The following is a 23,158-nucleotide window of genomic DNA, read 5'->3' on the forward strand; positions in this document are numbered from 1 at the left end:
TTCAAACAGGACGCCGGCAAAGCTGCCCGCACCCTGTTTCCGTCCGCCCGGCTCAAACGAAAATGGCGGGACCAGCCATAGCCGATCCCGCCATATCGAAGATTGCCCGGAGGCTCGGGGCCTCCGTCCGATCGGATCGGCCGGGCAGCGCCGGCCGGTCGATCAGAACTTGTAGTTCACGCCGAGGCGAACGACGTTGGTGTTGATGTGGCCCCAGTTGTCGAAGCCGCCCGGCAGCTGCGGCTTGGTGTCCGGGTCGCCGAGGTAGAGGTATTCGCCCTTGACGGTCCAGTTGTCGGCGAAGGCGTACTCGACGCCGGCACCCACGGTCCAGGTCCAGTAGTCGGCCGAGGAGTCGTAGGCGACGCCATTGATGCTGCCGCTGACCGAGGTCTGGCCGTAGGCGGCACCGGCGGTGCCGTACACCAGGACGCGATCCCAGGCGTAACCGACGCGGCCGCGGATGGTGCCGAAATAATCGGAGTCCCAGTTGTTGCCGTACCAGGTGGAGCCGGCGATGCCGCCGTAGCTGCCGCTGCCGGCCACGCCCTGGATGTCGGCCTCGATACCGAACACCCAAGCATCGACCTGGTAGTTGTAGCCGACCTGGGCGCCGTAGGTGAAGCCGTTGCCGCTGCCGGCCCACATGCCCGAGCCGTAGCCGTCGATGGACGCGCCACCCGAGCCGTCGGCCCAGAGGTAGCCGATGTTGCCGCCGATGTAGAAGCCGGTCCAGGTGAACACCGGCACCGGAGCAACCACCGCCTTCACCGGATACTTGGCGGCCAGATCGGCAGCAACGGCCGGGCTGGCCAGAGCGGCGACGCTAACAGCAGCAAGGAGAATCTTCTTCATGGCCAGTACCCTCGAAATCTGTAGTTGACGACACGCGACGCAGCGTAACCGCCAACGACCACCTGAACTCATTGTGCCGGGATAATGCCGCAACGTGGCGCCGGAGGAAATGACAAATATGTCACACCTCCAAGTCTTTAGCGCAGCCCCGCAAGGAGCCTCCCTCCCGGAAGTGGTTTCCAGCGTCGCCCGGCGCCAGTTTTCCGGGCGCATATGCCTACCTTTTTACCGACGATTTCGAAATTCCCGAGAGCGAGCCCGGACAAAATGTTCGTTAATATTCCCTATCTTTTTCCGAACTTGAAGGATGTCGCGATAGACAGTGCAAAATTCACATCAAAACCATCGCCATTACAGGACTGTTTTATTTCCGGCTCATAACAACGGTTGTCGGCGTTTCACTATTGCAGCACGGCCGGCACACTAATCGCCAAACGTGATATCGCCGAGATTCGCGGCGACGTGCCGGGAACTCGGAATTTTTTCGAGCAGCAACCGCCGGCTCTTCGCCGGATTGGTTATTGCAGCGCCCGCGAGGTCGCGAAATGGCAGCGTGCGCGGACGGCTTCAGGGCAGCATGTCGTCCGGCACCGGGAAGGGCCGATTTTCCGGCGCGCCGTCGGTCCGGGGCACGCGACCGGCCGCCAATTCGACGTCGTGCCACTCGTTCCATGCCTTCCAATAGGCGATCCGCATGGGGGATTCGCTGAATTGCGAGATGGCGCCGGCGCCGTGCTGGGTGAGCGACAGGCCGTGCCGGCGGCCGAGCGTCAGCACCATGCCGATGCCGGACTGCGCCGTGGAGCCGAAATGCAGCCGCACCCGCTGCTGGAACTCGCGATCGGCGCCGAAGCGCACGGAATCGAACAGGCCGACCTTTTCGAAGACATCGGCCGCGAAGAAGGTGGAATGCGGACATTCCTCGATATAGCGGCCACGCAGCCCGCATTCGATGGTGCCGTCCGAACGGATCCGCAGCCATTGCGAGGTGGTGCATTTGAGCTCCGGCTGCCCCTGCATGGCCCGCAGGTGATGCGCCACATGCGTGCGCAGCCAGAAATCGTCGGAATCGCACAGCGCGACGTAGTCGCATCCCTCCCGCAGCGCTTCCGCGATGCCGAGATTCTTGGCGGCATAGGTGCCGACATTGCGCGGCGTGCGCAGATAGGTGAGCCGCCCCGCCTCGGCCAGCGGCGCGCAGATCGCCGCCGTGCCGTCGCCCGAGCAATCATCCACCACGATCAGCCGCACGCCCGGAACGCTCTGGCCGAGCACGCCCTCGATGGCACGGGCGATGTGGTCCTGCGCGTTGAAGGCGGTCATCACCACCGCGACCCGCGCCGGCGGCGCCTCCACGTCGCGGCTCAGATCGGCAACCGTGTCGATGCCGAACTCCTCCCAGGCAAGTTCCATCTCGTAGCGCCGGAACACCTCGCGCAGGATGGTCGTCTGCCCGCCATTCACGCTGAGCACGTTGTGGAGCGTGATGAAAAAGTCGACCGGCGCCGGCTGCTCCGGCGTCTGGAGGATGTCGATGGCGTGGCGGATCGTCATCTCCGCCTGATGCGTGCGGCCGAGCTCGAGATTGTATTCGCCGTAGAGCACCTGTCCGGCGACGGTGGAGCGGCCGTGCAGCACGCCGGTCTTCTCCAGCATGCGACAGGCCTCCTCCTTGTCGTCATAGGCGGCGAGCACCGCCTGGTTGACCAGCGGCTGGCGCAGCAGCGGCCGGATACGCGCCCATTCCCGGAGCCAGCCGCGTGCCTCCTCGCGGCGGCCGAGGCGGAAGGCGGTGTACCAGAGCCCTTCCATGAAGCGGGTGTCGATCTCCCGCCCCGGCGGCCGCCGCGCCGCCGCACGGCTGAGCAGATCATAGGCGCGCTCGAAATAGCGGACCTGCAGATAGTGCCGCACGGCGATGTCGAGCAGCATCTGCCGCTCCGGGCCGACGGCCTCGGGCGTGTCCAGCCATTCGAGCATGCGCTGCGCCACCGAGCGCTGCGCGTGGAAGAAGTCCTCCAGCCAGTTGCCCAGCGACTGCCGGCCGAAGGCCTCGGCGAACAGCCCGGTCCGCAGCACATGGCGCAGCAGCGCGTCGACCTGCTCGTGCGGGATGCGCTGCAGGGCGGCGGCGAGCTCGCGCTGCACGTCGGCCTGCATCACCGCGAGGTCCGGCAAAGGCGGCAGCACGTCGCGCATGCGGGGGATGCGCCGCTCCGGCTCCTTCTCGCGCAGCGCCTCGGCGTGACGGGCGAAGGCGGCGCCGGTGTGCACCGCCGCGACCTGATCGGCGATCCAGCTGGCGAGGCCGCGCTCGCTGCCGCTGGCGAGATAGCTGGCGATCAGGTTCGGGGCGTCGTCGCGCACCGCGAAGATCGGGTGCTCGGCGAGGCCGGGAAAGCCGGTCTCGTGCAGGAACCCGCGGAACTTTCGGAATCCGGCCAGGACGGGCCGCACATAGGCGGGCAGGAACTCGTGGGATTGGGGCTCGGCCAAGATCGTCCGTCCGCAGCTTGCTACCGGTGCGCCCGCCGCGTGGAAAGCGACGGCCTTGGTCCGGTTTAGTGAATCCGCCGCGCCTTCACAATCGGCGCGACGGACGCGGGCGCGCGGCGGCCGGCGAAACCGGAGACGAGGCCTCTGTCGAACGACTTGGACGGCAAGTCCAGTTTCGAGGAATTACAATGTAATGACACGGCGTGCACGGCCTGCCTGGCGATCTATACTGTACCGCATTTGACGATGACCGAGCCGATGGCGTAAGCGGACTCGTCTGTTGCCCGTCCCGTTCTCGTCCCAGGAAGGATGCCCCGTGAACCCGCCGCTGATGTCGCCGCTGCCCGGTGCGGCCGATGAGGTCGCCGCGCCGCTGTTCGACCTCGACGAGGTGTCCTTCGCCGTGCCCGGCCGGGTGCTGCTGGAGCCGCTGACGCTGTCGCTGCCGACCGGGCGCGTCATCGGGCTGATCGGCCATAACGGCTCCGGCAAGTCGACGCTGCTGAAGATCCTCGCTCGCCAGCAGCCGGCTTCCGCCGGCACGGTGCGCTTCGGGGGCCGGGCGCTGGGGGAATGGAGCGACCGCGGCTTCGCGCGCAAGCTCGCCTATCTGCCGCAGGCGACGCCGAGCGCCGCCGGGCTGCTGGTGCGCGAGCTGGTGGCGCTCGGCCGCTATCCCTGGCACGGCGCGCTGGGCCGCTTTTCCGACATCGACCGGCGCAAGGTCGAGGAGGCGATCGAGCTGACCGGCATCACCACCCTCGCCGACCGGCAGGTCGACACGCTGTCCGGCGGCGAACGCCAGCGCGCCTGGCTGGCCATGCTGGTGGCGCAGGATGCCGAGTGCCTGCTGCTCGACGAGCCGACCTCGGCGCTGGACATCGCGCACCAGCTCGAGGTGCTGACGCTGGTGCGGCGGCTCTCGGCGCTCAAGCGGCTGAGCGTCGTCGCGGTGCTGCACGACATCAACATGGCGGCCCGCTTCTGCGACGAGATCCTCGCCCTGCGCGCCGGCCAGCTCATCGCCCGCGGCACGCCGGCGGACATCGTGACGCCGCCGCGGCTGGAGGCGATCTACGGGGTGCGCATGGAAGTGCTCGCCCGGGCCGACGGCGCCCTGCTGGCCGCCCCGATCTGAGGCGACGCACGATACCCGGCCAGCGTGGCGCCGGCCGGGGAAGCGCCGGCCGCCGCCTGCGAGAGGCGGCAGCCGGGCTGCGTCACGCCGTCTGCGCCCGCCGGGTGCGCACCCCCAGCAGCACGATGAGGGCGGCGACGAGCAGGACGAGGCTGGCGACGGCGAACACGCCGGACGCCCCGTCCATTTCGAAGACGAGGCCCCCGCCGGCGGCGCCCACCGAGATCGCCAGCTGCACGGCGGCAACCAGCAGCCCGCCCGCGGTCTCCGCCTGATCGGGCACGGTGCGGGTGAGCCAGGTGGACCAGGCGACCGGCACCGCGCCGAAGGCCAGACCCCAGAGCGCGATCAGCGCCGCGTGCCCCATCGGGCTGCCCTGCAGGGTGACGAGGCCGATTCCCAGCGCTCCCATCAGCAGCGGCATCGACAACAGCGCGACCTTCAGGCTGCGCTCGATGAGCGGCCCGGCGAGCAGCGTGCCGACGAAATTGGCGAGGCCGAAGCCGAGCAAGATGCCGGACATCGCGCTGATGCCGACGCCGGTCACGGTTTCGAGGAAGGGGCGGATATAGGTGAAGACGGCGAAATGGCCGGCAAAGGCCAGCATCGCCGCCAGCATGCCGAGCGCGATGCCCGGACGCCGCAGCACCTCGCCGAGGGTGCGCAGCCCCGCCGCCCCGCTGGGCGCCATGCGCGGCAGGCTGACGACCTGCGCGACGATGGTCAGCACGCCGAGCCCCGCCACCAGCAGGAACACCGCGCGCCAGCCGATGAGATGGCCGAGATAGCTGCCGACCGGCGCGGCGAAGATGGTGGCCGCCGAGACACCGGAAAAGATCATCGACAGCGCCCGCGGCACCAGCGCCTCCGGCACCAGCCGCATGGCGAGCGCCGCCGACATCGCCCAGAAGCCGCCGATGGCGATGCCGAGCAGCACCCGGCCCGCCAGCAGCAGCGCCAGATTGGGCGCGAAGGCGACGCACAGATTGGAGATCACCAGCAGAACGGAAAAGCCGATCAGCAGGTGCCGGCGGTCGATGCGCTGGGTGAGCGCGGCGACGAACAGGCTGGCCACCAGCGCCACCAGGGCGGTGGCGGTGACGGCCTGGCCCGCGGCGCCCTCGGTGATGCCGAGTTCCGCCGCCATCGGCGTCAGAAGGCTCGCCGGCAGGAATTCCGCCGTCACCAGCCCGAACACGCCGAGCGTCATCGCGCCGACCGCCGCCCAGGCCGGGCGCTCGCTGGTACGGACCGAGCCGGCTGCTTCTTCAAGCGTGAGCGAGTCGCTCATCCTGAATCCTTTCAAGGGAGTGATGTTGCATGGCAGCAAGCTAGGCTGGATTTCCCGGACGATATATGCCAGCGTGTCCGATATGCTTGATCGTTCGTCCGATAATGCTGCGACGCCGTCCCCCGCTCCCGCGCCCGCCGACGTGGTGAGCGAACTTCTGGTCGGCATGCGCCTTGTCGGGCTGAACTACCGGCGCATTCAGATCTCGCCGCCCTTCGGCCTCGGCTTCGGCCGCGCGGAGGAGCGGGCTCAGTTTCATTTCGTGGCGCAGGGAACCGTGTATCTGCGCCGGCCGGGCGAGCCCGACCTGAAGCTGGAAGCCGGCTCGGCCGTGCTGCTGCCGCATGGCGGCGCGCACGACCTGGTTTCCGAGCCGGACGTGCCGAGCCGGGAGATCGCCGCCTTCTGCGCCGCGCCGCTGTGCCGGACGGTCGGCGATATCAGGGAATGCGCCGACGGCGTCTGCCGCAGCAAGGACGTGGTGATGTTCAGCGGCTGCATGGGCTTCGAGCTCGGCAGTCTCACGCCGCTGGTGGCGGTGATGCCGCCGGTGATGTCGGTGGCCACCCTGCTCTGCCGCTACCCCGAAATGCTGCCCATGCTGGAAGCCATGGAACGCGAGGCGCGCGGCGAGCGGGCGGGATTCGCCGGCATATTGGCGCGGCTCGCCGAGGTGGTGTCGGCTTTCATCGTGCGGGCCTGGGTGGAGAGCGGCTGCGGCACCGCGACCGGCTGGCCGGCGGCGTTGCGCGACCCGCGCCTCGGCCGGGTGATCGCCGCCGTGCATCGCGATCCCGGCCGCGACTGGACGGTCGCCGACCTCGCCGCGGAAATGGGTTCGTCGCGCTCGGTGTTCGCCGAGCGCTTCCTCGCGGTGACCGGCATGACGCCGCTGCGCTATCTCACCGAATTGCGCATGCGGCTGGCGGCGCAGTGGATCACCCGCGACCGGGTGCCGATCGAGGATGCCGCGCACCGGCTCGGCTACGGCTCGCAGGCCGCCTTCAGCCGGGCGTTCAAGCGGGTGATCGGCCATGCGCCGGGCGCGATGCGCGCCAGCACCCCCGCCACGGCGCGCGCCGCCGAATAGCCGGGCACGGATGCGGCGTCACGCCGCCGGCGACGGCACCTGCGCATAGCGCTGGATCACCCAGGAGCGGAAGAGGGCGACCGCGGGATCGGCCATGTCGTCGGGATGCACGGCGAGGTAATAGCCGAAGCCGCTCGGGCTGGTCGCATCGGCGAAGGGCGTCACCAGCCGGCCGCCGGCGAGCTCGGCGGCGAACATGTCGACATCCACCAGCGTCACCCCGCCGCCGGCCACCGCGCACTGAACCGCCAGCGCCTCGGTCTCGAAGGCGAGGCCGCGCGAGACCGCGAGGTCGAGGCCGCGATGGCGCATATAGGTACCCCACAGCGTGCCGAAGGGCTCGCCCTCCAGCTTCACATGCAGGAGTTCGTTGGCGCGCAGAAAGGCGACGAGGTCGAGCCCCTCGGCGCGGGCCGCCAGTTCCGGCGAGCAGGCCGGGGTCTGGCTGACCATCCACAGCGGGTCGCGGATGGCGTCGCCGAGATGCGGCCGGTCGAACACCACGGCTAGATCGACGCCGCGCCCGGCCGGCAGGCCGACGCCGTTGCTGCTCGACACGTCGATCGGCACGCCGGGAAAGGCGCGGCGGAACTCGGCCAGCAGGGACAGGCCGGCAATGTGCAGGAAGGTCGGCGGCATGTGTACCTTGAGCACGCGCCCGCCATGGCCGGGCTCCCGCCGCAGGGACTTCAGGGTTTCCTCGATGCGATCGAAGGAATCGGCCACCACCGGCAGCAGCGCGGCACCGGCGGCGGTCAGCGACATGCCCTGCGCGCGGCGCTCCAGAAGCCGGCAGCCGAGATATTCCTCCAGCCGCCCGACATGGCGGCTGAGCGCGCTTTGCGAGATGTGCAGCGCCGAGGCGGCGCCGGTGAAGCTGAGGCGCTGGCCGACCGCCTCGAAGGCGCGCAGCGCGTTGAGCGGCAGCCATACCCGCCCGCCATCCGGCGCCTCCGCTTCGGAGGAGCGCAGGGCTTCGGCGATGTCGGTGCGGGGAAGCGGCACGCCTTTGCCTCCATGCGATAGGGCTATCTAAAAACGTAATTTGAACGGTTCCAGACGCTCTGCCAAGATCGCGGAAAAGGGGAACAGCCATGCTCGATCTTGAGAGAATCCGGTCGCTCGTGACCGGACGCCGGCCGGGATATTCGCTGCCGCAGGCGCTCTACAACAGCCCGGACGTGCTGGCCTTCGATCTCGAGGCGATCTTCGGCCAATCCTGGATCCTGGTGGGCTTCACCTGCGAGATTCCGCGCCCGCGCGGCTACCTCGCCACCACGGTCGGCCAGTCGCCGGTGGTGGTGACGCGCGACCGCGACGGCACCTATCGCGCCTTCCACAATTCCTGCCGCCATCGCGGCGCGCAGGTCTGCGCCGACGGCGCCGGGGCGCGCGGGCGCCTCACCTGCCCCTATCACCAATGGGTGTACGACCTCGACGGCACGCTGGTGCATGCCCGCCACATGCCGGAAAGCTTCGATCCGGCCGAGCACGGGCTGCGGCCGGTGCATGTGCAGAACGTCGCCGGGGCGCTGTTCGTCTGCCTCGCGCAGACGCCGCCCTCCTTCGCCCGCTTCCGCGAGGAGCTGGAGCCGCTGCTCGCCCCGCACCGGCTGGAAGAGGCCAAGCTGGCCTTCCAGAACACGCTGGTCGAGAAGGGCAACTGGAAGCTGGTGATGGAGAATGCCCGCGAGTGCTATCACTGCGGCGTCGGCCATCCCGAGCTGTGCCTGACCTTCCCCATCGAGGACGCGTCCGGCGGGCATTTCGCCGCCGAGGGCGATCCGCGCCACGACGCCTTCGCCGCCCGCATCGCCGCCGCCGGGCTGGCGCGCGGCCCGTTCATCGGCCCGTGGTGGCAGGTGGAGCGCTTCCCGCTCAACGAGGGGCAGCTGTCGCTCACGATCGACGGCGCCCTCGCCTGCAAGAAGCTGATGGTGGCCGGCGAGGAGGCGGACATCGGCTCGCTGCGCTGGGCGATCGAGCCGCACAGCTTCTGCCACTCGACCGCCGACACCACGGTCTATTTCAGCGCCATGCCGACCGCGACCAACGAGACGCTGGTCACCTGCAAATGGCTGGTGCACCAGGATGCGGTGGAGGGCGTCGACTACGATATCGAGCACCTGACCCAGCTGTGGAACGTCACCAACATCCAGGACCGCGACCTTGTCGAGAACAACCAGCGCGGCGTGAACTCCGTCGGCTATCTGCCCGGCCCCTATAGCGAAAGCGACGAATCCTACGTGCTGCGCTTCATCGACTGGTACTGCGACAAGGCGCTCGACCACATCGCCGCCCGCACCGGCGTCGACGGCCGGCCGATCGCGCTGCGCGAGGCGCTCGCCGGCGCCGGCGCCGAGGCCCCGGCCTTCGTGGCGGGCGCGGGCAAGGAAGCGGGCGAGAGCCGGGCGGAACACGCGTGAGCCGCGCGCCCCGCGACGACGAGGCCGCGGCCTCGCCGGCCGCCGCCCGTCATCCCGACACGCTGGCCGTCGGCTTCGGCCACGACCCGCAGCAGGCGTTCGGGGCGGTGAAGCCGCCGGTGATGCTCACCTCCACCTTCGCCTACCCCTCGGCGGCGGCGGCGAAGCAGGCGCATCGGGACTATTTCGACGGCGCCGCGCCGGGCCGCGACGCCGCCTTCATCTATGCGCGGCTCGACCACCCCAACCTCGCGGTGCTGGAGAAGCGCTTCGCCGCGCTGGAAGGTGCCGAGGAGGCGGCGGCCTTCGCCTCCGGCATGGCGGCGATCTCGGCCATCCTGCTCGCCTTTCTCAAGCCGGGCGACAGCGCGCTGCACACCAGCCCGCTCTATGGCGGCACGCATGGGCTGCTGCACGGTCCCATCGCCGGCATCGGCGTGACGCCGGTCGCCATAGGCGACGCCGTCGACCCGGCGAGCGTGGCGGCGGCGGCCGAGACGGCGGCGCGCCATGGCCCGGTGGGCCTCATCTTCGCGGAAACGCCCGCCAACCCGACCAACGGCCTCGCCGACATCGCCCTGCTCGCCCGCACCGCCGATGCGCTGGCGGAAAGGCAAGGCGGGCGGCGGCCGCTGGTGGTGGTCGACAACACCTTCCTCGGCTCGCTGCTGCAGGCGCCGCTGACCCATGGCGCCGATCTCGCCATGACCTCGCTGACCAAATATGCCGGCGGCCACAGCGACCTGATCGGCGGCGCGGTGTCCGGCAGCAAGGCGATGGTCGGCCCGCTCCGGCGGCTGCGCACCCTGCTCGGCAGCCATCTCGACCCGTTCACCTCCTGGCTCGCCCTGCGCTCGCTGGAAACCTTCCCGCTGCGCAACCGCCGGGCCAATGCCAATGCCGCCATCGTCGCGGCCTTCCTGCGCGATCATCCCAAGGTGACCGGCGTGAGCTATCTCGGCTTCCTCGCGGCAGGCACGCCGGCCCGGGCGGTGTTCGACCGGCAATGCGCCGGCGCCGGCTCCACCTTCTCCTTCCGCATCCGCGGCGGGGAAAGCGAGGCCTTCGCCTTGCTCGACCGGCTGCAGGTGTTCCGCATGGCGGTGAGCCTCGGCGGCACCGAGAGCCTGATCTGCCATTCCGCGTCCACCACCCATTATTCGGTGCCGCCGGAGATTCGCCGGCAGGTCGGCGTGGACGATTCGACGCTGCGCATCTCCATCGGCATCGAGCATCCCGACGATCTCGTCGCCGACCTCGCCTCAGCCCTGGACGCCATTCCATGAAACTGACCCTGCCCGCCCCGGACCGCCATTCCATCGCCGGCAAGACACCCGAGCCCGACGAGCGCGCCGAGATCGTGGTGATCGGTGCCGGCCCCGCCGGCTGCGCGGCGGCCATCGAGGCGGCCCGGGTCGGCGCGCAGGTGGTGCTGATCGACGAGAACCCCGTTTCCGCCGGCCTGATCGGCATGGACGTGCCGCTGCAGTTCGGCGGCCGCGCCACCCCGGCGGTGCAGACGCCGGAGCGGCTCGTCGAGCAGGTGCTGGAAGCCAATCCGGCGCTGGGCGAGGCCTTCGAGATCGGCGTCGACGTCCGGCTGTCGACCTCCGCCTGGGGCGCCTGGGTCAACGGGCCGGGATTGCGCGGGCTGCCCTGCGGCCTCCTCGGCCTTGCCGACGAGACCCGCAGCTGGACGCTCGGCTTCGACCGGCTGATCCTCGCCACCGGCGCGCGCGACCTCAACCTCTCCTTCGCCGGCTCCGACCAGCCCGGCGTGATGGGGGCGCAGGCGCTGCACGCTCTGCTCACCCGCTACGATGCCTTCGCGGGGCGGCGGCTGGCGATACTCGGCACCGGTGCGCTCGCCCTCGATGCCGCCGAGCTGGCGCTGGCGCGCGGGCTGGACGTGGAGGCGCTCGTCGAGGCGCGCGTGGAGCCGGTCGGCGAGGCCGCCCGGATCGCCGCGCTGGCGGCGCAGGGCGTGGAGATCATCACCGGCCATGTGCCGCTGGCCGCCGAAGGCGGGGCGGACGGCGTCACCGGGCTGCTGCTCGCCAATGTCGCGGCGCCGGAGCGCCATCGCAGCCTCGACTGCGACACCGTCTGCCTCGCGATCGGGGCTGTACCGGTGATCGAACTGTTCGACGTGCTCGGTGCCAAGCGCGCCCTGGCGCCGGAGCGCGGCGGGCATGTGCCGGTGCTCGGCGCGGACGGGGCGACCTCGCTCGCCGAGGTGTTCGCCGCCGGCGACTGCACCGGCCTCGGCGGCGATGCCGCGCAGATGGGCCGGGTCGCCGCGCGCGGCGCCCTCGCCTCGCTCGGCCGGCCGGTGGAGGTCTCTGCACCTGTCTCGCCCGCTGCCGGGCCGGATGCCCTCGCCTACCAGCTCGACTGGGCGCGGGCGCTGCTCGCCACCGGCGGGCCGGACGTGCTCGCCTGCCTCTGCGAGGAGGTCACGCGCGGCGAACTCATCGCCGTGCAGCCGCCGCGCTATCTCGGCTGGAGCTCCAACGCCATCGCCCGGCGCAATCTCGGCACGCTGGCCGAGGACGGCCCGCTCGACCAGGACCAGATCAAGCGCCTCACCCGCGCCTGCATGGGCGCCTGCCAGGCGCGGCGCTGCCGCGAGCAGGTGGCGCTGATGATGGCGCTCGGCGCCGGGGTGCCGGCGCAATCGATTCCCCTCGCCGGCTACCGGGCGCCGGTGCGGCCGCTGCCGCTCTCGGTGCTCGCCGACGGCAACGAGACCGCCGGGATGGCGCAGGACTGGAACGTCTGGTTCGGCATCGTCACCCAGTGGATCTCCTATGACGACATCGGCACCGAGCGCGAAGACGAGCAGCTTCGCGCCGGCATGCCCTATTGAGGAGGCGGGAGATGGCGAAGACGGGTTCTTCCGTGGTGATCGTCGGCGGCGGCGTCACCGGGCTCTCCACCGCCTGGTGGCTGGCGCGCGACGGCGTCGAGGTGACGGTGCTGGAAAAGGGCATTGTCGGCTTCGAGGCCTCCGGTCGCAACGGCGGCGGCTGCACCCACTACCAGAGCCCGCTGTTCCATGAGGAACAGCGGCTGTGGCCGCTGATGGACGAGATGCTCGGCTACCCCACCGAATATCGCCGCGAGCGCCTCGTGTTCCAGGTCGACGAGCGCAAGGCCAATTTCGCCGATGGCCTCGCCATGCGGATTCCCGCCGGCTACGCGTGGGAGGCGCTCGACGGCAAGCAGGTGCGCGAGCGCGTGCCGCTCGCCGGCGACAACGCGATCTGCGGCGTGCATCTTCACTTCGGCGGCCATGCCAACCCGCAGCGCACCTCGCAGGCCTATGCCTGGGCGGCGCAGGACCATGGCGCCCGGATCCACCAGCATGTCGCTGTCACCGGCTTCGAGACGGCCGGCGGGCGCGTGGTCGCGGTGGAGACCGCGCAGGGCCGCTTCGGCTGCGACGCGCTGGTGATCGCCGCCGGCCCGCAGACCGGCAAGCTCGCCGCCCTGCTGGGCCATCACCTGCCGATGGCGCCGGCGCGCGCGGAGATGATCGTCACCGAGCCGCTGCCGCTGATGCCGATGGGCGGGGTGGACGGCAACGGGCTCTACGGCCGCCAGACGCTGCGCGGCAACCTCGCCTATGGCGGCGGTCCGCATGAATGGTACGAAGATACGCCGCTGGACGGCCCGCCGCCGCGCCCCTCGGGGAGCGTGCTGCGCGGCCTCGCCAAGCGGGTCGCCGAGTTGTTGCCTCGCGCGGCGCATGCCCGCGTCATCCGCTCCTGGGCCGGGGTGATCGAGAACACGCCGGACGGACGGCCGGTGATCGAGCGCCTGACCTCGCCGGACAACGTGATCCTCGCCACCATGTCGAGCGTCGGCTTCGGCCTGTCGCCGGCCAGCGGCCACGCCATACGCGACCTGGTGATGGACGGGGCCTGCTCGTTCTGCGACCTGTCGAAATTGTCGCTCGCCCGCTTCGCGACCCTGTCGCCGGACTGGCGGCGCGAGCTCAACTGGCTGCCGCCGGCAGCCGCCGTGGAAGGAGCGGCGCAGTAATGGCCCGAGGATCCGTCATCGTCGTCGGCGCCGGCATTGCCGGGCTTTCCACCGCCTGGGCGCTCAATCGGCGGGGCTTCGACGTTTCGGTGTTCGAGCAGGGGCCGATCCCGAACCCGCGCGCGACCTCGCATGACGAGCACCGCATCACCCGCTACGCCTATGGGGCGCTGGAGGGCTACGCCTATCTGATGCCGCAGGCCTTCGCGATGTATGAGCGGATGTTCGCCGATATCGGCGCCGATCATTTCGCCCGCTCGAAGGTGGTGTATTTCCTGCGCGAGGAGATCAGCTGGCACGAGCCGACGATACGCGCGCTGACACGGCTCGGCGCCGGCTTCCGCGACATCCCGCTCGCCGAGGTGGCGCAGCGCTTCCCGATGGTGCGGACGGACGGCCTGACCCGCGCGGTGGAGACCGACGATGGCGGCATGCTGTTCCCGATCCGCATCCTCACCGATCTCACGGTGACGCTGGGCGCGCGCGGGGTGCGGTTCTTCGCCGACAGCCGGGTGAGCGAGGTCGATCCCGAGGCCGGCAAGGTGGTGGCCAATGGCCGCGAACATCGCGCCGACCATGTGGTGATCGCCGCCGGTGCCTGGGTGAACAAGCTGACCCCGCTGCTGGCGGATGTCGTGGTGCCCTCGCGGCAGGCGGTGATGTATCTGGCCCCGCCGCCGGAACTCGCCCGGCTGTGGAGCGAGGTGCCGGTGCTGATCGACATGGGGCTTCGGAGCGGCACCTACACGCTGCCGCCGCGCCGCGGCACCCGGCTGAAGATCGGTGACCATGTGTTCACTCGCTCCGGCGACGCCGATGGCGACCGCCTCGCCACCGGGGCGGATGTGGAGCGGCTGGAAAGCGCGGCACGGCTCGCTTATCGCGACTTCGACCGCTACCAGGTGCTGGAGCGCAAGATCTGCTTCTACACCGTCACCCGCGACGATTCCGAGCGCTTCGCGGTGCGGCCTTGGGGGGCGAAGGCCTGGGTGGTGAGCGCCTGCTCCGGCCACGGTTTCAAGCTCGGCCCGCTGATCGGCGACGGGGTGGCCGCCGCCATCGCCGGCGAGCGCTCGGCGGAGGAGACCAGCCGCTGGGCGGCCGGGCAGCTGGACCTGGCGGAACTTGGGGCAGCAGAGCCGGCCGCCTGAACGCTGTTCTCAAGAGAACCACCTGAGGCTAAGAGAACCACCTCATCCCGAGGGGCGAGCGCAGCGAGCCTCGAAGGAGCCTCGTCTCATACACCCGGATGAGCCTCCTTCGAGGCCCGGCCGCTGGCCGGGCACCTCGGGATGAGGTCGATCATGTGGGAAGGAAGATCGGAGTCCCCTCACCCCACGTCCCGCGCGAGAGCGGCGAGGACGTCCGGCACGTCGGCCGGCTGCACCACCGCGGCGCGGATGAGGTCGTCGAAGCGCTGGTTGAGCAGCCGCACATGCTTGGAGGCGGTGAAGACGAAGAACAGCCCGCCGGTATAGAGGATCGCCCGCTGCGGGCCGAACACGGTGAACGGCGCCGAATAGGTGTGCCGCAGATCGTAGAGATGCACCCGCAGGCCCGGATAGAGGGCGCGGCAGGTCTCGCTCATCACCCGCAACTGCTCGCGGCGCAGCGCGGCCGGCAGCGCGCTCCACTGCGCCTCGCCGCGCGCGAAGACCTGCAGGCCCTGCAACGGCAGGCAGGCCTCCTGCGACAGGTCGGAGGCGCGCATGCTGGCGAGCCGCTCCTGCGCCCAGCGCACGCTGGCATCGGTGTCGATCTCCGGCCAGCCGGCATATTCATAGGCGATGACGTCGGCGAGCTTCAGGAAATCCGGGAAGCTGCGCGGCACGGTGCGGATGGGATAGCCGGCATTCTCCGCCTCGGCATACCAGCGCAGGAAGCGGTCGTCGGTCGGCGAGCCCGCCTGCCCTTCCACCCGCACCTGCTCGACGACATCGGCGCCCGACCGCTCCTGGCTGGTGAGGCCGAGCAGCCAATCGACCGAAACGCCGTAGCGGGTGGACAGCACTGCCAGCGTCTCGGCACGCAGCAGCCGGTCATGGCTCGGGGAGAGCACCTGCGACAGGGTCGAGCGATCGATGCCCAGCGAGCGGGCGAACGCCGCCGGCGCCAGATGCGAACGCTGCATCACCAGCGCCAAACGCTCCCGGAAAATCTGGACAACCTGCCGCCGCACCGCGCGCCTCGCACCTTCGTCGCCATATGCTGCACATTATCAACATACGGGCATTTTACGCGACAATTCCCTCGCCGCTTCTCGTTATCCCGCCTTGTGCGCGGCGGCGACGGTGCGGATGATCCTACCTATGTCGATCAGCGAATCCCTGCCGCGAGTCCGCGCACTTCCACTCCGCCGCGCCGCCGTCGAATGGCCGACGCTCCTGCTGGCCGTCACGATCTATGGCGGGTGGGCGGCGTTGACATTCTTCCACGCCAGCCTGCCGCTCTGGCTGCTGGTGCCGGGCGGCGCCTGGGTCATCGCCTGGCAGAGCTCGCTGCAGCACGAGATCATTCACGGCCATCCGACCCGCTGGCGGGTGGTGAACCGGCTGCTGGGCTCGATCCCGCTGTCACTGTGGCTGCCCTATCCGCGCTACCGCATGCTGCATCTGTGCCATCACCGCGACGAGCGGCTGACCGACCCCCTCGACGACCCGGAATCCTATTACTGGACCGACGAGGACTGGGCCCGGCTCGGGGTGGTCGGCCGCTGGATGGTGAAGGCGCAGACGCGGCTGGTCGGACGGCTGCTGATCGGGCCCTTCTGGTCGGTAGGACGGTTCCTGTTCGCCGAGGCGCGGGCGATACGGGCCGGCGACCGGCTGCTGCTGCGCATCTGGCTGCACCACCTCGCCGGCTGCGCCGGCATCCTGCTCTGGCTCGTCCTCGTCTGCGACTTCAACCCGCTCGCCTATGTCGTGCTGTTTCTCTATCCCGGCACGGCGCTGTCGATGATACGCTCCTTCGCCGAACACAAGGCGGAGAGCGAGGTGTCGCGGCGTTCCGCCATCGTGGAGAATTCGCCGGTGCTGGGCCTGCTCTTCCTCAACAACAACCTGCACGCCGTGCATCACAAGCACCCGACCCTGCCCTGGTACCGGTTGCCGGACCATTATCGCGCCCATCGCGACATGTTCCTGGACGGCAATGGCGGCTTGCTCTACCGGGGCTATGGCGACGTGTTCCGTCGCTTTCTCCTGCGCCCGCACGACCAGCCGGAACATCCCCTCGGCCGCGCTCCGCACGATCCATGAGGCCGGATGCCGCCCGGCGCGACGATTTCGGGGCCGGCCGGCTGACGCGGAGCCTGCCGGCGCGCGGCACCCTCATCGGCGCCGGCTTCATGCTGGCTTCCGGCGCCGTCGTCGCCCTGATGGAGGCGGCGGTACGCGGCGTGAGCCAGACGCTGCACCCTTTCGTGCTGGTGTTCTGGCGCGAGGTCTTCAGCGTCCTCCTGCTGCTGCCGCTGTGGATGGCCGCCGGCCGGCCGCGCGTGGCCCGGGCGCGGCTGCCGCTGCACCTGCTGCGCTCCCTGCTCAATGGCGGCGCCATCCTCGCCTGGTATCTCGCCCTGCGCAGCCTGCCGCTCGCCGAGGCCACCGCCCTCGGCTTCACCGCCATCCTGTTCGCGGCGATGGGCAGCCGCGCCGTGCTCGGGGAACGCGTCTTCCCGCTGCAATGGGTCGCCATCGCCGCCGGCCTTGCCGGGGCGCTGCTGGTGGTGGGGCCGGGCCTCGGCCTCGATACCGGCATCAGAGGCGCCGTCGGCTTCGGGGCCGCCGCCGCCCTCGGCTCGGCGCTCCTGTTCGCCGCCTCCATGCTGGTGGCGAAGCTGCAGACGCGCGGCGACGGCAGCGCGGTGAGCGCGCTGCTTCTGGCGCTGGGCATGGGGACGCTGGCCGGCGTGCTGGCCGTGCCGGTCTGGCAATGGCCGACCTCCACGGAATTCGCCTGGCTCGGCTTCTTCGGCCTGTGCAACGTGCTCGGCCAGGTGTTCTTTCTGGAGGCGATGCGCCGGGCGAGCGCCACCGTCGTCATCCCGCTCGACGTGTCGCGGCTGGTCTGGGCGCTGGTGTTCGGCGCCGTCTTCTATGCCGAATGGCCGGCGGCGCCCGCGCTTCTCGGCGCCACGCTCATCGGCGGCTCCGCCATACTGGTCGTGCTCGGGGCGCGGCAGGAAGGGGCGAGGCTGCCGGATCCCGGCCCGCGTATCGGCGCCTAGCCCGCTCGCTCAGGCCGGTGCGAGCGCGGGCGCCCGGCCGAGCTTCTCGCGCGGGAGATGGCAGCGTATCGCATGCCCCTGCGCATCGGCGACCAGCGGCGGCTCCTCGGTGTCGCAGATCGGGCCGATGCGTCGCGGGCAGCGTGTGTGGAACAGGCAGCCGGCCGGCGGATTGACGCCGCTCGGAATGGCGCCGGTGAGGCGGATGCGCCCACTGCGCTCGCCGGCGACCGAGGGGGCGGCCGACAGCAGCGCCTCGGTATAGGGATGGTGCGGGCCGTCGAGCACGTTTGCCGCCGGCCCGACTTCCAGCAGGCGGCCGAGATAGAGCACCGCGATCCAGTCCGACAGGTAGCGGACGACGCCGAGATCGTGGGAGATCAGCAGATAGGCGACGCGGCGCTCCGCCTGCAGGTCGGCGAGCAGGTTCAGGATCGCCGCCTGCACGGAGACGTCGAGCGCCGAGGTCGGCTCGTCGCAGACCACGAGGCGAGGATTGCCGGCAAAGGCGCGGGCGACCGCTACGCGCTGCTTCATGCCGCCGGAGAGCTGGCGCGGGCGGGCGCCGAGTTGCCGGGCGGTGAGCCGCACCGCCTCCAGCAGCCGCGTCACCTGCGCCTCGCGCAAGGCGCCCGCCAGCCCGCCGAGCCGCGTCACCGCCCGGCCGATGAGCCGGCGCACCGTGTGCGAGCGGTTGAGCGCCGAATCCGGGTTCTGGAACACGATCTGCAGCGTCTTGATCTGCTCCGGCGAGCGGCGGCGCACCTCCGCGGCCAGCGCGGCGCCGTCGAGCGCCATGCGGCTGCCGGCATCGGGCGCGACAAGGCCGAGCAACGCATGGGCGAGCGTGCTCTTGCCGCTGCCGGATTCGCCGACGAGGCCGAGCGTCTCGCCCGGCATCAGCCGGAGCGAGACGTCGCGCAGCGCGTGGACGGCATAGGGCGCCACGCCATAGGTCTTGGACAGGCCGTCGAGTTCGAGCACCGGCGGCGCATCGACCTCCCCGGAGGCGTTGCGCAAGGCGGCGGGGCGCCCCCCGGCATGCGGTAGCCGGTCGACCCGGTCCGCGTAATGGCAGCGGCTCAGGCGCCCCTCGCCGGTCGGCACCAGAGGCGGATCGACCCTGCGGCACAGATCGTCCGCCAGCCCGCAGCGCGGCGCGAACACGCAGCCCGCGACGATGGAGCCGGGCGCCGGCGGAAAGCCGGGAATGGTGTCGAGCGGGCTGAGGTCCTTGCGCAGGCCGGGGCGCGGCAGGCAGCGCAGCAGGCCGGCCGTATAGGGATGGCGCGGGGCGCGGAACAGCGACCGTACCGGCCCCTCCTCCACCAGACGCCCGGCATAGAGCACGCCGACCCGGTCGCACAGCCCGGCGATGGCGCCGAGATTGTGGCTGATGAACAGGATGGAGGCGCCGAATTCGCGGCGCAGCGTATCGACGAGATCGAGGATCTCCGCCTCGATGGTGGCGTCGAGGCCGGTGGTGGGCTCGTCGAGGATCAGCAGCGACGGATCCTTGGCGAGCGCCATGGCGATCACCACCCGCTGCTGCATGCCGCCGGACAGCTGGTGCGGATAGCGCTCCATGACCCGCGCCGGCGCCGAGATGCGCACGCGCTCCAGCATGCTCTCGGCCCGCCGCAGTGCCTCGCCGTGGGGCGAGCCCAGGATCTCGAAGACTTCCGCCACCTGGCGGCCGATGGTCAGCGAGGGATTGAGCGCACGGCCGGGATCCTGGAACACCATCGCGACGTCGCGGGCGCGCATCCGGCGCAGCGCGGCGCGGTCCAGCGCGGCGACGTCGCGCCCGTTGACCAGCGCCTGCCCGCCGGAGACATGGCCGTTCGGCGGTAGCACACGCTGCACCGCCAGCGCCACGGTGGATTTGCCGGAGCCGGATTCGCCGACGAGGCCGTAGACCTCGCCCTTGCCGAGCGACAGGCTGACACCGTTCAGCACCGGCACCGCGCGCCCGCGCACCCGGTAGGAGACGCTCACATCCCTGAGCTCGAGGACCGGCGGCGCAATCTCGGCATGTTTCATTCGGCGAGCGCCCTCTGCAGGGATTCGGCGACGAGGTTCACCCCGACGATGAGCGAGGCGGTGGCGGCGGTGTCGAACACCACGGTCCACCAGAAGCCGCCGACAAGGACACCGTAATTCTCGGCGATGGAGAGCCCCCAGTCCGGCGAGGGCGGCTGCACGCCGAAGCCGAGGAAGCTGAGCGAGGCGATGGTGAAGATGGCGTAGCCGAGCCGCACCGTGCCCTCGACGATGATCGGCGGCAGGATGTTCGGCAGGATCTCGGCGATCATGATGTAGGGGGCGCCCTCGCCGCGCACCGCCGCCGCCGCCACATAGTCGAGATGGCGCTCGGTCAGCACCGCGGCGCGCACCGTGCGGGCCACCAGCGGCGCGAAGACCAGGCCCACCACCACCACGACGGTGGGGGTAGAAGGGCCGAGCGCCACCAGCACCAACAGCGCCACGATGATCAGCGGCAGCGACAGCATGACCTCGAGCAGCCGCCCGATGACCGCATCCACCCAGCCGCCGAAATAGCCGGTGATCAGGCCGATGGCGGTGCCGGCCACAGTGCCGACGATGGTGGCCAGGGGCGCGATGGTGAGAATGTCGCGCGCCCCCACCAGCACCCGGGAGAACACGTCGCGCCCGAGCTGGTCGGTGCCGAACCAGTGCTCGGCGGAGGGCGGCTGGAGCGTGTTCAGGAGATCGTCGGCGAAGGGGTCATAGGGAACGAAGGACGGGGCGAACAGCGCGCAGGCGGTCCAGAACAGCAGGATCGCCGCGCCGAGCAGAAAGGCCGGCGAGCGCAGCAGCAGGCCGGCGACGCCGCGCCCCTTCTCCTCCCGGCCTGCGGGTGCCGCGGCCATGGGAACGGCCGGATCCGCCAGCGGCATGCCCTCGCTCATCGGCGCCCTCCGGTTCGCAGGCGGGGATCGAGCAGGGTCGTCAGGAGATCGGCGACCAGCGTGGTGGCGATGAAGAAGGCCCCGACGGTGAGGATCCCCGCCTGCAGCATGGCGAAATCCTTGGCGCGGGCGGCGCCGAGCACCAGGCTGCCTATGCCCTGGTAGCGGAACAGCGTTTCCACCACCACCAGCCCGCCGAGGGCATAGCCCATCTGCGCGGCGATGACGGTGATGGTGGGCAGCAGCGCGTTGCGCAGCACATGGCGCCCGAGCACGGTGGGCCAGGGCAGCCCCTTGAGCACCGCGGTGCGGGTGTAGTCGGCGGAGAGCGCCTCGACCATGCCGGCCCGGGTCATGCGCGCAATGTAGCCGAACAGCACGATCACCAGCGGCAGCGCCGGCAGGATGAGGTGCTGGATCTGCACCAGCGGCCCGCTGCCGGCCGGCCAGCTCGCCGACAGCGGCAGCCAGCGCAGGAGCACCGCGAAGACCAGGATCAGCGCGATGGAGGAGACGAATTCCGGGATCACCGTCAGCGACAGGCCGGCCACGCTGATCATGCGGTCGAGCGGCCGGCCGGCCCGGAGCGCCGCCAGCACGCCGGCGCCGATGCCGATCGGCACCACGATGGCGAACACCATGGCGGCGAGCTTCAGCGAATTGACCAGCGCGTGGCCGATGAACGGCGCCACCGGCGCGCGATAGGCATAGGACTGGCCCATGTCGCCGGTGAGCAGGCCGCCGATCCACGACAGGTAGATCTCGACCGGCGGCCGGTTGGAGCCGAGCTGCTGGTTCAGCGCCGCCACCGCCCGGGGATCCGCCAGCGGGCCGAGAATGGCCCGCGCCGGATCGCCCGGGAGCACCTGGCAGCCCAGGAAGACGACGATGCTGAGCAGCCAGAGGGTCAGCAGGCTCAGCGCCAGTCGCCTGAGGAAGAAACGCCCCAGCGCGCCCTTCATCGGCTCAGGCGAAACCGGCCTTGTGAAGGAACATCTGCCCCATGGCCGTGCCCTCGACGCCCTGGAGAGTGGCCGAGGTCGCGGTCAGGTAATCATAGAAATAGGGGAAGATAATCGGCGTCTCGTCGAGCAGCAGCTTCTGGATGGCGCCGGCCTGCGCCTTCTGCGCCGCCGGATCGAGGGCGGCGATATAGGAGGCGACCAGCTTGTCGTAACCGGGGTTCTTGAATTCCGCCGAGTTCCAGGTGCCGGTGCTGAGCAGCGGCGCGGCGAGGAACACGTTCGGCGTGCCGCGATGGCCGTAATCGGTGATGCCGAACTGGCTGTCCAGCCAATCCGACTTGCCCGGCACGGCATCGCCGTAATAGGCGCCGACATCCTCCAGCTTGAGCGTCACCTTGACGCCGATCTCGGCGGCGGCATTGCGGATGAGGCTGGCGATGGCCGGCAGTTCCTGCAGCTGCATGGTGGTGAGCGTCACATCGAAGCCGCCCGACATGCCGGCGGCGGCCATGAGCTCCTTGGCCTTGGCGATGTCCTTGCCCCGCTGCGGGATGGTCGTGTCGGTCGAGGGGAAGACCGGCGCGAAGGGGCTGTCATTGCCGAGATCGGCCATGCCGCGGAACAGGCCCTTGACGATGGCCGGCCGGTCCAGCGTCAACGCCATGGCCTGGCGCACGCGCTTGTCGGCGAAGGGGCCGGTGTTCTTCATGTGGATCTGGCGATGCGCGTTCGACTTCAGGCGCAGGATCTTCACCGCCGGATTGTCGAACAGGCTCTGCGAGCCCTGCACCACCACCTGCTGGATCATGTCCACCTGCCCGCCCAGCAGGGCGAGCACCTGCGGCTGCTGGTCGGCATAGAAGCTGAGCTCGAGCTTCTCGGCGAGCGCGGGGCCGGCCCAGTAATCGGGGTTGCGCACGAAGCTCGCGCCGACCTTGGGCGTGTAGCTGACCATTCTGAACGGCCCGGTGCCGTTGAAGGTCTTCTCGAAGTCGCCCTTGTAATCGGCCGGCAGGATGATGGCGTTGTAATTGTCCGAGGACACGTAATAGGGAAAATTGCCGTTCGGCGCGTCGAGGCTGAAGCGCACCGTCTTGTCGTCCACCTTGGTGGTGCCGCCCTTGGACAGCACGCCCTTGAAGGCGGACAGCGCGTTCGAGCCGTTGGCGGGGTCGGCGAGCCGGTCGATGGAGGCGACCACATCGTCGGCGGTCATCACGCGGCCATCGTGGAACTTGACGCCGTCGCGCAGCGTGAAGGTCCAGACGCTGCCATCCTCGTTCGGCTTCCAGGAGGTGGCCAGCATCGGGCGCAGCACGAGGTCCGGCCCGTCCATGACCAGGAAGTCGCCGGCCTGCTGGAGCGGCAGCAGCCCGCCCTGGTCGGCCACCGACACCGGCTCGATGGCGCCGGAAGGCGTTATCTGCGCCAGCCGGATCGTGCCGCCCTGCTTGGCCTGCGCAAAGGCGCGGCCGATGGGCGCGAGGCCGAGGCCCTGCAGCACCCCGCCCATCAGCGCCAGCGACAGGCCGACGCGGCTGCCATGGCGCAGGAAGGACCGGCGGTCCAGGCGCCCTGTCAGCAATTGATCGATGACCTCGTTCTCCAGCTCCGTCCTGCCTTCTCGCCACTGACTCAGGCACTTGGACCGATCAGGCATGGCACGGCTCCTCTTCGAGGTCTCTGGAAGAA

General features: G+C 70.2%; 18 protein-coding genes. 9 read left to right on the top strand and 9 right to left on the bottom strand.

Annotation, left to right across the window (positions count from 1 at the left end; all coding sequences use genetic code 11):
• Positions 1-162: 162 nt before the first annotated feature.
• Both KHC19_RS06330 and KHC19_RS06335 read right to left on the bottom strand, forming a co-directional pair.
• Positions 163-855 (bottom strand): outer membrane protein, encoded by a 693-nt coding sequence (locus tag KHC19_RS06330; RefSeq protein ID WP_213351508.1) that lies wholly within the window; start codon positions 853-855, stop codon positions 163-165.
• 567 nt (positions 856-1,422) lie between these two features.
• Positions 1,423-3,351 (bottom strand): glycosyltransferase family 2 protein, encoded by a 1,929-nt coding sequence (locus KHC19_RS06335; RefSeq protein WP_213351509.1) that lies wholly within the window; start codon positions 3,349-3,351, stop codon positions 1,423-1,425.
• Between the two features lie 331 nt (positions 3,352-3,682).
• Between KHC19_RS06335 and KHC19_RS06340 the strand changes: the two genes are divergently transcribed.
• Positions 3,683-4,489, top strand: a complete 807-nt coding sequence (locus KHC19_RS06340) for an ATP-binding cassette domain-containing protein (RefSeq protein WP_213351749.1) — start codon at positions 3,683-3,685, stop codon at positions 4,487-4,489.
• 82 nt (positions 4,490-4,571) lie between these two features.
• Here the strand turns inward: KHC19_RS06340 and KHC19_RS06345 are convergent, their stop codons facing one another.
• The gene (locus KHC19_RS06345) at positions 4,572-5,780 is read right to left on the bottom strand and encodes an MFS transporter (protein ID WP_213351510.1); all 1,209 of its coding nucleotides are present in this window, start codon (positions 5,778-5,780) and stop codon (positions 4,572-4,574) included.
• A gap of 82 nt (positions 5,781-5,862) precedes the next feature.
• Here KHC19_RS06345 and KHC19_RS06350 point away from each other — a divergent pair, with 82 nt between their 5' ends.
• The gene (locus tag KHC19_RS06350) at positions 5,863-6,870 is read left to right on the top strand and encodes an AraC family transcriptional regulator (RefSeq protein WP_213351750.1); all 1,008 of its coding nucleotides are present in this window, start codon (positions 5,863-5,865) and stop codon (positions 6,868-6,870) included.
• Positions 6,871-6,888: 18 nt separating this feature from the next.
• On the opposite strand, the gene KHC19_RS06355 is transcribed toward KHC19_RS06350, so the two are convergent.
• Entirely contained in the window at positions 6,889-7,875 is a 987-nt protein-coding gene (locus KHC19_RS06355) for a LysR substrate-binding domain-containing protein (protein ID WP_213351511.1), read from the bottom strand.
• An 89-nt stretch (positions 7,876-7,964) separates the two neighbouring features.
• Between KHC19_RS06355 and KHC19_RS06360 the strand changes: the two genes are divergently transcribed.
• The 5 genes from KHC19_RS06360 to KHC19_RS06380 are packed head-to-tail and all read left to right on the top strand — an operon-like array spanning position 7,965 to position 14,494.
• Positions 7,965-9,296 carry an aromatic ring-hydroxylating oxygenase subunit alpha gene (locus tag KHC19_RS06360; RefSeq protein WP_213351512.1) on the top strand — a complete coding sequence of 444 codons (1,332 nt, stop codon included), beginning with the start codon at positions 7,965-7,967 and terminating at the stop codon, positions 9,294-9,296.
• A complete protein-coding gene (locus KHC19_RS06365) occupies positions 9,293-10,582 on the top strand; it encodes a cystathionine gamma-synthase family protein (protein WP_213351513.1) in 1,290 nt (429 codons plus the stop codon). Before KHC19_RS06360 ends, KHC19_RS06365 begins: the two co-directional genes overlap by 4 nt.
• Positions 10,579-12,165 carry an FAD-dependent oxidoreductase gene (locus KHC19_RS06370; protein ID WP_213351514.1) on the top strand — a complete coding sequence of 529 codons (1,587 nt, stop codon included), beginning with the start codon at positions 10,579-10,581 and terminating at the stop codon, positions 12,163-12,165. The genes KHC19_RS06365 and KHC19_RS06370 overlap by 4 nt, the downstream gene beginning before the upstream one ends.
• Positions 12,166-12,176: 11 nt before the next feature.
• Positions 12,177-13,343, top strand: a complete 1,167-nt coding sequence (locus tag KHC19_RS06375; protein WP_213351515.1) for an NAD(P)/FAD-dependent oxidoreductase — start codon at positions 12,177-12,179, stop codon at positions 13,341-13,343.
• On the top strand, positions 13,343-14,494 hold the full coding sequence (locus KHC19_RS06380; protein WP_213351516.1) for an NAD(P)/FAD-dependent oxidoreductase: 1,152 nt from the start codon (positions 13,343-13,345) through the stop codon (positions 14,492-14,494). The genes KHC19_RS06375 and KHC19_RS06380 overlap by 1 nt, the downstream gene beginning before the upstream one ends.
• Positions 14,495-14,673: 179 nt before the next feature.
• Here KHC19_RS06380 and KHC19_RS06385 read toward each other — a convergent pair whose 3' ends face one another.
• The gene (locus tag KHC19_RS06385) at positions 14,674-15,474 is read right to left on the bottom strand and encodes a helix-turn-helix domain-containing protein (protein WP_213351517.1); all 801 of its coding nucleotides are present in this window, start codon (positions 15,472-15,474) and stop codon (positions 14,674-14,676) included.
• A gap of 178 nt (positions 15,475-15,652) precedes the next feature.
• Between KHC19_RS06385 and KHC19_RS06390 the strand changes: the two genes are divergently transcribed.
• Together KHC19_RS06390 and KHC19_RS06395 are read left to right on the top strand one after the other, a co-directional pair.
• Positions 15,653-16,600, top strand: coding sequence for a fatty acid desaturase (locus tag KHC19_RS06390; protein ID WP_213351518.1), 948 nt, complete (start codon positions 15,653-15,655; stop codon positions 16,598-16,600).
• Positions 16,597-17,568: a DMT family transporter gene (locus KHC19_RS06395; protein WP_213351519.1), complete on the top strand. Its 972-nt coding sequence runs from the start codon at positions 16,597-16,599 to the stop codon at positions 17,566-17,568. The genes KHC19_RS06390 and KHC19_RS06395 overlap by 4 nt, the downstream gene beginning before the upstream one ends.
• A 9-nt stretch (positions 17,569-17,577) precedes the next feature.
• On the opposite strand, the gene KHC19_RS06400 is transcribed toward KHC19_RS06395, so the two are convergent.
• From KHC19_RS06400 to KHC19_RS06415, 4 genes are read right to left on the bottom strand one after another with little or no spacing between them, the layout of a single operon-like run.
• Positions 17,578-19,611 (bottom strand): ABC transporter ATP-binding protein, encoded by a 2,034-nt coding sequence (locus KHC19_RS06400; protein WP_213351520.1) that lies wholly within the window; start codon positions 19,609-19,611, stop codon positions 17,578-17,580.
• The gene (locus tag KHC19_RS06405; protein ID WP_213351751.1) at positions 19,608-20,462 is read right to left on the bottom strand and encodes an ABC transporter permease; all 855 of its coding nucleotides are present in this window, start codon (positions 20,460-20,462) and stop codon (positions 19,608-19,610) included. Before KHC19_RS06405 ends, KHC19_RS06400 begins: the two co-directional genes overlap by 4 nt.
• 35 nt (positions 20,463-20,497) lie before the next feature.
• Positions 20,498-21,463, bottom strand: a complete 966-nt coding sequence (locus KHC19_RS06410) for an ABC transporter permease (RefSeq protein ID WP_213351521.1) — start codon at positions 21,461-21,463, stop codon at positions 20,498-20,500.
• 4 nt (positions 21,464-21,467) lie between these two features.
• Entirely contained in the window at positions 21,468-23,126 is a 1,659-nt protein-coding gene (locus KHC19_RS06415) for an ABC transporter substrate-binding protein (protein WP_213351522.1), read from the bottom strand.
• Positions 23,127-23,158 lie beyond the last annotated feature (32 nt).

The sequence above is a fragment of the Ancylobacter oerskovii genome (assembly GCF_018390555.1).
In the GTDB taxonomy this organism is placed as follows: domain Bacteria; phylum Pseudomonadota; class Alphaproteobacteria; order Rhizobiales; family Xanthobacteraceae; genus Ancylobacter; species Ancylobacter oerskovii.

Coding starts and splice junctions, on each gene's coding strand:
- KHC19_RS06330 (WP_213351508.1), bottom strand. CDS start 855: ATGAAGAAGATTCTCCTTGCTGCTGTTAGCGTCGCCGCTCTGGCCAGC.
- KHC19_RS06340 (WP_213351749.1), top strand. CDS start 3,683: ATGTCGCCGCTGCCCGGTGCGGCCGATGAGGTCGCCGCGCCGCTGTTC.
- KHC19_RS06345 (WP_213351510.1), bottom strand. CDS start 5,780: ATGAGCGACTCGCTCACGCTTGAAGAAGCAGCCGGCTCGGTCCGTACC.
- KHC19_RS06350 (WP_213351750.1), top strand. CDS start 5,863: ATGCTTGATCGTTCGTCCGATAATGCTGCGACGCCGTCCCCCGCTCCC.
- KHC19_RS06360 (WP_213351512.1), top strand. CDS start 7,965: ATGCTCGATCTTGAGAGAATCCGGTCGCTCGTGACCGGACGCCGGCCG.
- KHC19_RS06370 (WP_213351514.1), top strand. CDS start 10,579: ATGAAACTGACCCTGCCCGCCCCGGACCGCCATTCCATCGCCGGCAAG.
- KHC19_RS06375 (WP_213351515.1), top strand. CDS start 12,177: ATGGCGAAGACGGGTTCTTCCGTGGTGATCGTCGGCGGCGGCGTCACC.
- KHC19_RS06380 (WP_213351516.1), top strand. CDS start 13,343: ATGGCCCGAGGATCCGTCATCGTCGTCGGCGCCGGCATTGCCGGGCTT.
- KHC19_RS06385 (WP_213351517.1), bottom strand. CDS start 15,474: ATGCAGCGTTCGCATCTGGCGCCGGCGGCGTTCGCCCGCTCGCTGGGC.
- KHC19_RS06390 (WP_213351518.1), top strand. CDS start 15,653: ATGTCGATCAGCGAATCCCTGCCGCGAGTCCGCGCACTTCCACTCCGC.
- KHC19_RS06395 (WP_213351519.1), top strand. CDS start 16,597: ATGAGGCCGGATGCCGCCCGGCGCGACGATTTCGGGGCCGGCCGGCTG.
- KHC19_RS06400 (WP_213351520.1), bottom strand. CDS start 19,611: ATGAAACATGCCGAGATTGCGCCGCCGGTCCTCGAGCTCAGGGATGTG.
- KHC19_RS06405 (WP_213351751.1), bottom strand. CDS start 20,462: ATGGCCGCGGCACCCGCAGGCCGGGAGGAGAAGGGGCGCGGCGTCGCC.
- KHC19_RS06410 (WP_213351521.1), bottom strand. CDS start 21,463: ATGAAGGGCGCGCTGGGGCGTTTCTTCCTCAGGCGACTGGCGCTGAGC.
- KHC19_RS06415 (WP_213351522.1), bottom strand. CDS start 23,126: ATGCCTGATCGGTCCAAGTGCCTGAGTCAGTGGCGAGAAGGCAGGACG.